Annotated in this window: 12 protein-coding genes; 10 read left to right on the forward strand and 2 right to left on the reverse strand. The window is 63.7% G+C overall.

Going from position 1 to position 12,973, the window contains the following annotated elements; all coding sequences use genetic code 11:
- The first annotated feature begins 82 nt into the window (after positions 1-82).
- The 7 genes from IVB46_RS35000 (at position 83) to IVB46_RS35025 (ending at position 6,290) form a co-directional block, all read left to right on the forward strand.
- Complete coding sequence (locus IVB46_RS35000) at positions 83-658, forward strand: HdeD family acid-resistance protein (RefSeq protein ID WP_014496836.1); 576 nt, start codon at positions 83-85, stop codon at positions 656-658.
- Positions 659-750: 92 nt separating this feature from the next.
- Entirely contained in the window at positions 751-975 is a 225-nt protein-coding gene (locus IVB46_RS35005) for a hypothetical protein (RefSeq protein ID WP_014496835.1), read from the forward strand.
- Positions 976-1,088: 113 nt separating this feature from the next.
- Positions 1,089-2,300, forward strand: coding sequence for an ABC transporter substrate-binding protein (locus IVB46_RS35010; RefSeq protein WP_166098840.1), 1,212 nt, complete (start codon positions 1,089-1,091; stop codon positions 2,298-2,300).
- A 324-nt stretch (positions 2,301-2,624) separates the two neighbouring features.
- A complete protein-coding gene (locus tag IVB46_RS35015) occupies positions 2,625-3,854 on the forward strand; it encodes an acyl-CoA dehydrogenase family protein (protein ID WP_247308235.1) in 1,230 nt (409 codons plus the stop codon).
- Between the two features lie 40 nt (positions 3,855-3,894).
- The gene (locus tag IVB46_RS44970; protein ID WP_256468683.1) at positions 3,895-4,026 is read left to right on the forward strand and encodes a hypothetical protein; all 132 of its coding nucleotides are present in this window, start codon (positions 3,895-3,897) and stop codon (positions 4,024-4,026) included.
- A 95-nt stretch (positions 4,027-4,121) separates the two neighbouring features.
- Complete coding sequence (locus IVB46_RS35020; RefSeq protein ID WP_247344587.1) at positions 4,122-5,633, forward strand: hypothetical protein; 1,512 nt, start codon at positions 4,122-4,124, stop codon at positions 5,631-5,633.
- Between the two features lie 147 nt (positions 5,634-5,780).
- Positions 5,781-6,290, forward strand: a complete 510-nt coding sequence (locus IVB46_RS35025) for an AAA family ATPase (RefSeq protein WP_247308246.1) — start codon at positions 5,781-5,783, stop codon at positions 6,288-6,290.
- Between the two features lie 33 nt (positions 6,291-6,323).
- Here the strand turns inward: IVB46_RS35025 and IVB46_RS35030 are convergent, their stop codons facing one another.
- Both IVB46_RS35030 and IVB46_RS35035 read right to left on the reverse strand, forming a co-directional pair.
- Positions 6,324-6,638, reverse strand: coding sequence for a hypothetical protein (locus IVB46_RS35030; protein ID WP_247308249.1), 315 nt, complete (start codon positions 6,636-6,638; stop codon positions 6,324-6,326).
- Between the two features lie 307 nt (positions 6,639-6,945).
- Positions 6,946-8,685 (reverse strand): HAMP domain-containing methyl-accepting chemotaxis protein, encoded by a 1,740-nt coding sequence (locus IVB46_RS35035; RefSeq protein WP_247308253.1) that lies wholly within the window; start codon positions 8,683-8,685, stop codon positions 6,946-6,948.
- Between the two features lie 218 nt (positions 8,686-8,903).
- Here IVB46_RS35035 and IVB46_RS35040 point away from each other — a divergent pair, with 218 nt between their 5' ends.
- The 3 genes from IVB46_RS35040 to eutC all read left to right on the forward strand — a co-directional run bounded on the left by IVB46_RS35040 (position 8,904) and on the right by eutC (position 12,814).
- Positions 8,904-10,286: an ethanolamine ammonia-lyase subunit EutB gene (locus IVB46_RS35040; RefSeq protein WP_247308256.1), complete on the forward strand. Its 1,383-nt coding sequence runs from the start codon at positions 8,904-8,906 to the stop codon at positions 10,284-10,286.
- A 152-nt stretch (positions 10,287-10,438) separates the two neighbouring features.
- Entirely contained in the window at positions 10,439-12,025 is a 1,587-nt protein-coding gene (locus tag IVB46_RS35045) for a B12-binding domain-containing radical SAM protein (RefSeq protein WP_247308259.1), read from the forward strand.
- Positions 12,026-12,031: 6 nt separating this feature from the next.
- Entirely contained in the window at positions 12,032-12,814 is a 783-nt protein-coding gene (gene eutC / locus IVB46_RS35050; RefSeq protein WP_247344591.1) for an ethanolamine ammonia-lyase subunit EutC, read from the forward strand.
- The last annotated feature ends 159 nt before the right edge of the window (positions 12,815-12,973 follow it).

Raw genomic sequence — 12,973 nt, forward strand, 5'->3', positions numbered from 1 at the left:
GCTGCTCTACTGGCTGTTGTCCCGGCGCGGCTCGTGCTATCCTGAGATGTGCCTTGGGACTTCGCATGCAGGAGTAGCCGTCATGACAAGTGCTTCGGATACGTCTCCAAACTTGGGTCTTGGGTCCGGCATTGCTGCGCTGCACGCCAAGTGGGGCTGGATCGTCGCCCTCGGCGTCGTCTATCTCATCACCGGCTTCATCGCGCTCGGCAGCATGATGATGGCGACGGTGGCGAGCGTGCTCGTGGTTGGTGTGATGATGATCATCGCCGGGGTCACCGAGGTGATCGGCGCGTTCCAGATGAAGAGCTGGGGCAAGTTCCTGATCTGGGCCTTGCTCGGCGTGCTCTATATCGTCGCGGGCTTCCTGACCTTCGAGAACCCGTTGTTCGCCGCGGTGCTGCTCACCTTGTTCCTCGGCGCGTCGCTGCTGGCCTCGGGCGCCGTCAGGCTGTTTCTCGCCTTCAGCATGAAAAGGGAAAGCCCGTGGGTGTGGGTGGCGCTGTCTGCGGTCATCACCCTGCTGCTCGGGCTCTTGATCCTGGCGCGCTGGCCGGTCAACAGCGTCTATATCCTCGGCCTGTTCCTCGGCATCGACCTGATCATGGCCGGCGCCGGCTGGGTCAGTCTGGGCTTTAGCCTGCGGCGGCGCCATTAAGGCTTGATCCGGAGAAGGACCGTGGTCGCCCAAGAGCGCGATGACGGTTCATCCAGATTTCATCGCGCGTCGGGCGACGCTGAGGGATTGTCATGCGCTGGTTTCATCTCGCCGTGATCGTGTTTTTCGCCGCAGCGACCATCGTCTTCGCTGTGCAGAATCTCGACACGGTCACGATCTCCTTCTTCAAGATGAATCTCAGTCTGCCGCTCGCGCTCCAAACCCTCGTTGTCTATCTCGTTGGAGCCGCGACCGGCGGCAGCCTGTTCGCCCTGCTGCGGCGTTCATACGCAGGTTCGAAACGAGACGTCGAATGAACCAGCAACTCGACGCAAGACCATCTTGCGGAACTCCGCTGATCTGACGTGCTGGCAAAAAGCAGCACGCCGCGCGGTCGCCTCGCGTGGACGATCATCACCGGGGAGAAACCATGAGAGCCGCTTTGGTCCTGGCCGCAGCGCTGGCTGCCGCCTGCCTGTCCACGCCCGTCTCCGCGCAAAAGTCCTACGGTCCTGGTGTCAGTGACACCGAGATCAAGATCGGCAACACCATGCCCTATAGCGGCCCCGCGTCGCCGCTCGGCATCACCGGCAGGGTCATTTCGGCCTATTTCGACGAGGTCAACGAGAAGGGCGGGGTCAACGGCCGCAAGCTGAACCTCTTGTCGCTCGATGACGCCTTCTCGCCGCCGAAGACCATGGAAGCCGCGCGACGCCTGGTCGAGGGCGACGGCGTCGCCTTCATCTTCGCGACCATGGGCACGGCGCCGAGCTCGGCGATCGCAAAATACCTCAACAGCAACAAGGTGCCGCAGTTGTTCCTGATCAGCTCGGCCTCGAAGTGGAACGATCCCGCCAACATGCCGTGGTCGATGGCGCTGCCCTGGGCGCCGAACTACACCAGCGAGGCCGCGATCGATGTCGCCTATGCCCGCGCCAAGAACCCGAACGCGCGCTTTGCGGTGCTCTATCAGAACGACGACGCCGGCAAGGAGTATTTTCGCGGCGTCAAGGAAGCGCTTGGTGCCGACGCCGACAAGGCACTCGCGATGGCCTCGAGCTTCGAGGTCACCGATCCCACCGTCGATTCACAGGTGCTGACACTGGCCAACACCAAGGCCGATGTCTTCATGATCTATTCGGTGACGCCGCGCGCCTGCGCGCAGGCGATCCGCAAGGCCCATGAGGTCGGCTGGCAGCCGACGCGCTTCCTCGCCAGCGGCTGCGCCAACAAGGCGACCGTCATGGTCCCTGCGGGTCTCGATGCCGGCAAGGGCGTGCTGTCGCTCGGCTCGCTCAAGCCGTTTGTCGAGCAGCCGAAGGACGACCCGTCGATGACGGCCTATATTGACTTCATGAAGAAGCGCCTGCCCAATGCCGACATCAACAACGTCGCCGGCCTCTACGGCTACACCGTCGCCGAGGCATTGGTGGTCCTGCTCAAGCAGTGCAAGGACAATTTGACGCGCGAGAACATCATGGCGCAGGCGGCGAACCTCAAGAACGTGCCGCTGTCGCTTCTGTTGCCCGGCATCACGCTAAACACCACACCGCAGGATTTCCGCCCCATCAAGGACGGCTACATGCTCCAGTTCGACGGCAACGACTGGATCGTGGCGAGCGAGCTGCTGCGCGGCACGTGAGGGGGCGTTCTCTCCGCGAACTCGGAATCGTAGGGTGGGCAAAGGCGCACTTGCGCCGTGCCCACCACCGATCCAACACCGAAACAGAAACGTGGGCACGCTTCGCTTTGCCCACCCTACGACACCGGTAGTAAAGCGGCCACAGAGACGGTGCACCCTCTCCCCTTGTGGGAGAGGGTGGATGCGCGAAGCGCAGCCGGGTGAGGGGTGTCTCTCCTCACGACTGCTTGTGCGAGTGGAGAGAACCCCTCATCCGGCGCTTCGCGCCACCTTCTCCCACAAGGGGAGAAGGGAAGAGCTAAGCGCAGCGAACAGGAGACCACCATGGACTTTCAACACTCCGCCCGTTCGCTGGAGCTGCAGGAGCGCGTTCGCCAGTTCATGCGGACGCATGTCGAGCCGGTCGAGGAGCTCTATTACGAGCAGGTCAAGCCGGAGGCCACACGCTACAAGACGCCGCAGGTCCTCCAGGACCTGAAGCGGTTGGCGCGGGAGCAGGGGCTCTGGAACCTGTTCCTGTCAGGCGAGCACGGCCAAGACCCTAACAATAGTGGCCTGACCAATCTCGAATATGCGCCGGTGAAGGAGATCATGGGCCGCATCCTCTGGGCGCCCGAAATCTTCAACTGCTCGGCCCCTGATGTCGGCAACATGGAGGTGCTGGCGAATTACGGCACGCCGGCGCAGCAGGAGCGCTGGCTGAAGCCGCTTCTGGAGGGGCGCATCCGCTCCGGCTTCTCGATGACGGAGCCGCAGGTCGCCTCCAGCGACGCCACCAACATCCAGTGCGAGATCAAGCGTGACGGCGGCGACTACGTCATCAACGGCCGCAAATGGTTCACGTCAGGCGCGATGAACGAGGATTGCGAGATCCTGATCGTGATGGGCAAGACCGCGCCCGATGATCCCGATCGCCATCGCCAGCAATCCATGATCCTGGTGCCGAAGGCGACGCCCGGCGTGCGCATCGTCCGCGACATGCTGACCTACGGCTACGATGACGCGCCGGTCGGCCATCCCGAAATCGTCTACGAGAATGTCCGTGTGCCGGCCGAGAACATCCTGCTCGGCGAGGGCCGCGGCTTCGAGATCGCGCAAGGCCGGCTCGGCCCCGGCCGCATCCACCATTGCATGCGGCTGATCGGCTGCGCCCAGCGCGCGCTCGAATTGATGTGCCAGCGATCCGTGTCGCGCACGGCCTTCGGCAAGCCGCTCGCAGACCAGGGTTCGGTGCGCGAGGACATTGCGCACTCCTTCTGCGAGATCGCGCAGGCGCGGCTGCTCACCTTGCAAGCTGCCGACAAGATGGACCGCGAAGGCAACAAGGCCGCGCGCGACCTGATCGCCGCGGCCAAGATCGTGGTGCCCAGCATGGCCGCCCGCGTCATCGACCGCGCCATCCAGATCCACGGCGCCGCCGGCGTCTCGCAGGACACCTTCCTCGCGCGAGCGTACGTCTATGCCCGCTTCATCCGCATCGGTGACGGGCCCGATCAGGTGCATCTCGCTGCCGTCGGCAAGGAGTTGATCAAGCGCGGCGGCGTGATGGGGTAGGGCCTGACCCTCTCCAGGGGCGCGTGTACCTTGACGTGGGATGAACGCTCATAACGGCGCGCAGGATGCCGCGCGCAACCCCGGCGTCTCGCCATTCGACCTGACATTTAACCATGAAACGGCACTGTTTCAGGTCGTTGCGGCATTGTTTCAGATCATTGTAGCACAATAGTAACGACTCTCGATTGAAAGTGGCGCCGAGTGCGCGCTGCGGCAGGTTCGCGCACGGGTGAGAGACTAGACCGCTTCCGTTCGAGGAGAGGGCCTTTGCCGGCGTCAAAAGAGGCGGTCACGCACCTGGCCATGTCAGGAAGCACGTTTAGCATGAGCTACCGCTGGATCATCGTGTCGGCGATCCTGCTGATGGCCTTGCTCGTCCAAATGCCTGTCGTTCTCAACGCGGATTTGAGCTGCCTGCTGACCGAAGGCGAGAAAGTTCTCGATGGCGGAAAGCTCGGTGTCGACGTCTTCGAACTGAATCCGCCGCTGTCGGTCTATTTGTACATGCCGGCGTTGCAGCTTGCGCGCATCACCGGCATTGCCCCCGAGATCATCGTGATCATCCTGGTGATGATCGAGATCGTTGCCGCACTCGTCATCATCGATCGTGCCGCTGCGGCGGCAAAGCTGGAAGCCGACGAGAGGAGCATTACGGCGTGCACGCTCGCATTCCTGTTCGCAATTTTTCCCAGCGCCGTATTCGGACAGCGTGAACACATCGCCGTCATTGCGATGACGCCTTTCGTCGCCATCGCTGCGATCCGCTGGCGCGGGCTTGCGCCCGGACCGGTTGCGATCCTGGCGGGACTGGGTGCCGGGTTGGCCATGAGCCTGAAGCCCTACCTTACCCTCGTGGTCGGCCTGCCGATCATCCTCTGCGTCCTCCGTCAACGTTCCATCAGACCCTTGTTCACCCCCGAAGCGTGTGCGGCCGCTGCTGTCGTCATCGGCTACGCAGCGGTGCTCGCCATCTTCTTTCCGGCTTATCTGTTGACCTTTGCCCCGATGGTCGCTGCCGCTTATGTGCCATTGAGGATGGATTTCAGCGATCTGCTTTTCTTCCCGGCCGTTATGCTGGTCGCTTCCGTCGGCCTCGTGCGCCTGTTGGCGCCGCAGGACTTCAAATGGGAAGGCGGCGCAACGCCGTGGCTGGCCGCAGCGGTTGGCGGAGCGGCGAGTTTCATCATCCAGGGCAAGGGCTGGACCTACACGGCATTTGCGCTTTGCATGTTTGCGAGTGCCGCGCCATTGCTGCAGGCTCGCACGAAGACGTTGCGCCTGCCTGTCATGATCTGCGCCCTTGCTGCGATTGTGTGCATCGGCTCCCGCTTGTCCCTTCAGGTGCGGCCGTTCCCGCCACTGGAGGGGCGTATCCTGGCCCTTGCAAAGCATCCGCGGCTGATCACGATCGGAGATCACGTCGCTCTCGGGCATCCGCTCGTCCGTCAGATCAATGCGACCTGGGCGGGCAACACGTGTGGGCAGGCGTTGGCGGCCGGCTCGATGCTCCAACAGAAGAGCTCGCAACTGCCTGAGAGTGAGCGAGCGAAACTGGACGGCATCATCAATTTCGAGCGGCGGCTGCTGTTGGCGGACCTGCGAGCCGGTCGTCCGAATGTGATTCTCGTGGATACCTATCTGCTGAGCTCAATGCCGTTCGATTGGCTGGCCTGGGCCAATTCGGATCCCGACCTCAAGGCGGAGTTGAGCCGTTATCGCGAAGTCGCGGATGCCGACGGCCGCGTTCGCATATTGGTCGATCCATCCAGCTCGGAATGATAGTCCCGTCTCGTTCGATGTGAGCTGTCGATGGCAGTGCTTGTCGGGCTGCAGTGGCTAATAGCCGCTTTCGCTTGCTTTGCCGCTTATTCGTGGTGGCCGACGTCACGTCCCTAAGGGGCCGATCCAACGCAATTCGGGTGTGCAATGGCGAGACTCATCACGCTTGCTGGTTTGCCGGGGGTCGGCAAGTCAAGCATTGCCCGGGTTCTGGCGCGGCGTACCGGAGCCGTCTGGCTGCGGATCGATTCGATGGATCAAGCGATCTGGGCATCCGGTACTGCACCGGCTGATCTGCTGGACTGGACCTATCGCGCCGCTCAGGCCGTCGCGACAGACAACCTCGCCCTCGGCCTGGACGTGATTGCCGACTGCGTCAATGATTGCGAGGAGGCGCGGGAAGGCTGGCAAATCGCCGCGCGAAAGGCTGGCGCCGAGATCGTCTGGATCGAGGTGGCGTGCAGCGATGCCGACGAGCACCGACGCAGGATTGAGACAAGATCGACCGACATTGCCGGGCTGTCGTTGCCCGGCTGGAATGCGGTCGTCGGCCGAGCCTACGCTCCGTGGGAGCGCGATCATCTTACGGTCGACACAGCACGGCGCAGTCTCGAGGAGTGCGTGGAAGAAGCGCTCGGCCTGCTTTACCGTCGGTAGCCGCTTCTGGCGCCTCCTTCCGCAAACACAAGTCTACTGAAGCTGACCCAGCTCATCCATGGCGATGATGAAGCCAACGAATGCAAGCAATCCCAGAAACAACACAATGGAATAGAGAAACTCTCGCGTGAACGTCGCGCGAAACATCGTCTCCAGGGAGAAAATTGACGCTCCGGGCCTGAGAGCCTTTCGGTACATTTGCTCCTGCAAGAAGGAGCCGTAAGCCACTGCCGCAAATGCGATTGCGGTCACAACAGCGATGATCCTGGCTCGTCCCTCTCCTGTGATCCCTAGGTAGGCAAAACACGAGAACAGGATGATCAGAACGACAATTTGGGCCTTCCGCATGTTGGGTTTCGCTGGCTCCGGGTCATCCAAATTTGACGATCGACTTTAGCGTGCGCAATTGAAGCCGCGCAGGTAACCCAGGCGTCCGGCTTCCATAACGCCAGCGCCGCCACGATGACATCATGCCAGTGTTTTGCCCGACGAGTCAAAGCGATTTCGTAAAATCAGCAATCGCCCGAGCGTGAAGCCAAGCCATTGATATCGCTGGCCCCGGTTACTGTGCATGGGGTTGTTTTTCAGTTTTTGGTTCTGGCAGGCCTGCCGCCGGCCTCATGGCGCCGGGGTGCGCCCGATCATTTCGCCTTCATCATCCGGCTTTGGCGATACGGCTGTCGGCCGCTCCCGAACGCAGGTTCTGGAAGAACTTTTCCACCTCGCGCGACAGCGTGTCCGCCGTCTCCGTCAGGCTGCTCGCCGCCGTCAGCACGGAGGCTGCCGCCGTGTCCGTCTCGCCGATGGCGTCGCGCAGCGAGGTGATGTTGGCGACCAGGGTCTCGTTGCCCTGCGCGGCCGATTGGGCGTTGGACGAGATCTCGCGCGTGGCGGCGTCCTGCTGGCCGATGGCGCCGGCGATGGCCGAGGTGACATCGTTGATCTCGCGCACGGCGCCGCCGATCTCGCGTACGGCATCGACCGCGTTGCGGGTGGACGCCTGGATCATCGAGACGTTCTCGCCGATCTCGGCGGTCGCCTTGGCGGTCTGACCCGCCAGCGCCTTCACTTCGTGCGCGACGACGGCAAAGCCGCGGCCAGCGTCACCGGCGCGCGCGGCTTCGATGGTGGCGTTGAGCGCGAGCAGATTGGTCTGCTCGGCGATCGCCTGGATCAGGTTGAGCACGCCGTCGATGCGCTGGGTGGCGGCCGCGAGGCTTTCGATCTCGGAGATCGATTTTTCGGTGCGCTGGCCGGTCTGCTCGACCGCGCTTGCGGACTGCCGGACCTGGCGGCCGATCTCCACCACCGACGCCGACAGCTCCTCGGCCGCACCTGCCACCGCGGTGACGTTGTGCGAGGCCTGCTCGGTAGCGCTCGCTGCAGTACCTGCGCGGCTGTTGGCATCCGCCGTGACGCGGGTGATGGTCTGTGCCGTCTCGCGCATGACGGAGGCGTTGTCGCTGAGGCCGCGCATGATCGCGCCGATCGCCTCGCGAAACGCGTCGACGGATTGCTCGATGTGGCGGGCGCGCTGCTCGCGCGCGGCGGAGTCCTGCGAGACCTGCGAGGCGAGATTGCGGTTGCGGCCCATCGCGTCCTGGAAGATCTGGATGGCGCGTGCCAGCGCGCCGATCTCGTCGGCGCGGTCAGAGTGCGGCACCACGACATTCTCGGCGCCGTCCGCGACCTGCTCGATGGTCGCGGTGATGGCGGAGAGGGGGCGGGCGATCGAGCGGGCGATGATGACGATGCCGATCACGACGAGCGCCAGCGCCACGCCGCCGAGGCAAGTCAGCACGAAGGAGAGGGTGCGATTGGTCTCGGTCTCGTGCGCGATCTGCCTGGCGCGCTCGGCATAGACCTTGGACAGCGCCTCGAGATCCTTGTTCAGCGCCGAGCGCACGGCGCGATTGGCGTCGTTGTCGCCCCATTCGCGGCCCGCGGCGGCATTGATCTCGACACCGCGGCGCACCAGCTCCTTGCGGAACTCGACGAACTGCTCGATGCGCTTCTTGAACGTGGCGAACTGCTCGGCATCGTCGGCTTTGACGATGGTCTCCCAGCGCTTCACGACATCGAGGATCTGGGCGTTGAACTTGAGCAGGCCTTCGCCGTATTTCTTCACGACGGCCGGTTCGGTCGACATGTAGACGCCGCGCGATTCCATCACGACCGCGTAGACCAGCGAGTTGACCCGCTCGACATTGAGCGCTGCGGCGTTCGCCGTCTCGATCGCGCTCGTCAACTCGGCGCTGCGGCGGCTGTTGTAGTCGGACAGCATCGCGATCGCCGCCGTGAGCAGCGCGAACAGCGCGAAGATCGCGTAGAGCTTGATCGCAAGCGTGAAACGGCCTGCCACCCCCGTGGCATTCCCAGAACGGTCGGTTGTCATGCTTTTCAGAGGCCCCAATGGCCGGTAGTGGCCGGAGAGCGCGGTCGTATAAAATTGATGCAAAACTATGCAGAATGAAGATGGACGCCGTCTTAACGCCGTGGCCCGGCTACTTCGTCCTTAGTCAAAAGAAAGGTAAGATATTTCAGTGTCTTGATCTGGGTATAATTTGGGATCGCGCTGATGTCGGCCACTGGCCGATGAACCCGGAGGGGCCTTTGGTCTACCGCCACACCATCGACGCCACGACCTACACGTTCCCGGACCTGCGCGACCTGCTCGCCAAGGCGACGCCGCCGCGCTCCGGCGACCGGCTGGCCGGGATTGCCGCGGCAAGCGCCGAGCAGATGATCGCGGCCCGGATGGCGCTCGCCGACGTCCCGCTCGGGCAGTTCTTGCAGGAAGCTGTCATCCCGTACGAAGCCGACGAGGTCACCCGCCTCGTCATCGACAGCCACGATGCCAGGGCATTCGCGCCGGTGGCTTCGCTGACGGTCGGCGCCTTTCGCGACTGGCTGCTGTCGGACGCGGCGACATCCGAGGTTTTGCGCAGGCTGGCAGGCGGCATCACCCCGGAAATGGCGGCCGCGGTCTCAAAGCTGATGCGCAACCAGGATTTGATCCTGGCGGCGCGGAAATGCGAGGTCACCACCGCCTTTCGCAACACCATCGGCCTGAAGGGGCGGATGAGCACGCGGCTTCAGCCCAACCATCCCTTCGACGACGCCAGGGGCATCACCGCCTCGATCCTCGACGGCATCCTGCTAGGGGCCGGCGATGCCTGCATCGGCATCAATCCGGCCAGCGACGATCCCGCTGTCATCGCGCAATTGCTGCGGCTGCTCGACGAGATCATCGCGCGGCTGAAGATCCCGACGCAAGCTTGCGTGCTGACCCATGTCACGACGACACTGTCGCTGATCGGGCAGGGCGTGCCGGTCGACCTCGTCTTCCAGTCGGTCGCCGGCACCGAGGCCGCCAACCGCAGCTTTGGCGTCGATCTCGCGCTTCTGAAGGAGGCGCAGCAGGCCGGCCTGTCGCAGAAGCGCGGCACGGTCGGCGAGAACGTGATGTATTTCGAGACCGGCCAGGGCTCGGCGCTGTCGGCGGGCGCCCATCACGGCGTCGACCAGCAGACCTGCGAGGCGCGGGCCTATGCGGTCGCCCGCGCCTTTGCGCCATTGCTGGTCAACAGCGTGGTCGGCTTCATCGGCCCGGAATATCTGTACGACGGCAAGGAAATCATCCGCGCCGGGCTGGAGGACCATTTTTGCGGCAAGCTGCTCGGCCTGCCGCTCGGGATCGACATCTGCTACACCAACCATGCCGAGGCGGACCAGGACGACATGGACAATCTGCTGACGCTGCTGGCGGCCGCCGGCGTCACCTTCATCATGGGTGTCCCCGGGGCCGACGACGTCATGCTGAACTACCAGTCGACGTCTTTTCACGACGCGCTCTATGTCCGCGACGTCTTCGGCCTGCGCCGCGCGCCGGAATTCGACGACTGGCTGGTGCAGTCGGGGATCACGGGCGCCGATTTCCGTCTTGCCGGCGACGCAGGCCTGCTGCCCGATTTTGCCTCACGGCTGATCGCGTGACGCGGCGGGAGCGCCCGGCGGCTTGAGGAAACCATTGGTCCCTCTCGGAATTATGGTCCTGCCACAATATTGAGAAATTCCGGCGACAGCATTACGCTATGTGTCTGGCTGGCAATTTCCGCAGCTATGTCGACCGTGGCGGGGGAGCTTTGATGCGAGCTGAAAGTAACGGTACGGCCCGGCGGATTCTGTGCGTGTTTCCCCGGTACACCTCGTCGTTCGGGACGTTCGAGCATTCCTATCCATTGACCGACGGCGTCTGCGCCTTCATGCCCCCGCAGGGGCTCTTGCTGCTCGCGGCCTATCTGCCCGAGGAGTGGGAGGTCAAGTTCGTCGACGAGAATCTCCGTCGCGCGACCAACGAAGAGTTCGCGTGGGCGGAGGCGGTCTTCGTCAGCGGCATGCACATCCAGCGCCAGCAGATGAACGACATCTGCCGCCGCGCCCATGAATTCGATCTCCCGGTCGCGCTCGGCGGTCCCTCCGTCAGCGCCTGCCCGGACTATTATCCGTCCTTCGACTATCTCCATGTCGGCGAACTCGGCGACGCCACCAATCAGCTGCTCGAGATCTTGGCGCGCGACACGTCGCGTCCCGGGAAGCAGGTGGTGCTCACCACCAAGGACCGCGTGCCGATGACGGAGTTTCCGATCCCGGCCTACGAACTCGCCGACGTGAAGAAATACTTCCTCGGCAGCATCCAATATTCAAGCGGCTGCCCCTATCAGTGCGAGTTCTGCGACATCCCCGGCCTCTACGGCCGCAATCCGCGCCTCAAGTCGCCCGAGCAGATCATCGCCGAGCTCGACCGCCTGCGCGAATGCGGGATGACCGACACGGTCTATTTCGTCGACGACAATTTCATCGGCAACCGCAAGGCGGCGATGGACCTGCTGCCGCATCTGATCGAATGGCAGAAGCGGACCGGCTATGTGGTGCGGCTCGCCTGCGAGGCGACGCTCAACATCGCCAAGCGGCCCGAGATCCTCGAAAAGATGCGCGAGGCCTATTTCATCACCATCTTCTGCGGCATCGAGACGCCCGATCCCGACGCGCTGAAGGCGATGCACAAGGACCACAACATGATGGTCCCGATCCTCGAGGGCGTGCAAACGATCAACTCCTACGGCATGGAGGTCGTGTCCGGCATCATCATGGGGCTCGACACCGACAAGCCGAACACCTCGGAGGCGCTGCTTGCCTTCGTCGAGGAGTCCCGGATTCCGCTGCTCACGATCAACCTGCTCCAGGCGCTGCCGAAGACGCCGCTGTGGGACCGTCTGGAGCGCGAGGGACGCTTGATCGAGGATGACGGCCGCGATTCCAACGTCGACTTCCTGTTGCCCTATGACGAGGTCGTCGCATCCTGGAAGCACGCCATGGGCGTCGCCTACGAGCCCGAGAAGGTCTACGCGCGCTTCCAGTATCAATGCGACAACGTCTATGTGCACCGCCTGAAGATGCCGACGCCGGACGAGATGAAGACCTGGCCCAACATCCGGCGCGGGCTCGTCATGCTGCGCAACATCTTCTGGAAGGTCGGTGTGCTCGGCGACTACAGGCGCGTGTTCTGGAAATTTGCGCTCGGGCGCATCAAGCGCGGCGACCTCGAGGGACTGATCGGCTGCACCTTGATCGCGCACCATCTCATCACCTTTGCGCGCGCGGCGTCCAGCGGCAGGCAAAACGCCTCGAACTATTCGATCCGCCTGCGCGAGGCCTCCGTTCCCGCCGAATGACGCGACATGTCTGATCCGGCCGTCCCGCGCCGCCCGACCCTCGATCTGCGGTCGCTCACGCCCGCGCGCGTCGCGCTCGGCCGCAGCGGCGCGAGCGTACCGACAAGGGCCTTGCTGGATTTCACGCTGGACCATGCCCGCGCCCGCGATGCCGTGCATGCAGTGTTCGACGCGCCGCGTCTGGTCGCAGATCTCCGCGCGCTTGGCCTTATCGTCACCGAGGCGCGGAGCCAGGCGGTCGACCGCGGGGATTATTTGCGGCGGCCGGATCTGGGACGACAGCTCGATGCCGGCTCGGTCGAATTGTTGGCACGACATGCCTCGGAACCGTGCCAGCTCGCGCTCGTGATCGGCGATGGCCTGTCGTCGGCCGCGGTCCACGCCCATGCGGTGGCGCTGGTGTCTCGCCTGCTGCCGCTGCTTGCGGAAGGGAACGACGTCGCGATTGGACATGTCGTTGTCGCCTCAGGCGCGCGCGTCGCGCTCGGCGACGAGATCGGCGCCATTCTCGGTGCGCGCATGGTGGTGACGCTGATCGGCGAGCGGCCGGGCCTGTCCGCGCCCGACAGCCTCGGCGCCTATCTGACCTTCGCACCGAAGCCGGGCCGCACCGATGCCGAGCGCAATTGCGTCTCGAACGTCCACAAGGCCGGGTTGAGCCATGACGAGGCCGCCTTCAAAATCGCTTGGCTTGTTCGCGAGGGGCTGGCGCGGGAGGCCACCGGCGTGGCGCTGAAAGACGAGAGCGGCGATCCTCCCGCTCGAATCGGGACGATCCGGCCGGAATGACCGGTATCAAGGGTCGAAATCGCCGCATGTTGATCCAATTTGTGCGCTTGCGCGCGCTTGCGAGAGGGCGTTTGGACCTGCTAAACCCCTCGCGGCGATTTTCCGCGCATTTTCAAAGGGCAAGCCTCCCATCTGTATGGCATTTTCAAGCCGTTCGCG

Source organism: Bradyrhizobium sp. 61 (assembly GCF_023073075.1).
GTDB lineage: Bacteria > Pseudomonadota > Alphaproteobacteria > Rhizobiales > Xanthobacteraceae > Bradyrhizobium > Bradyrhizobium barranii.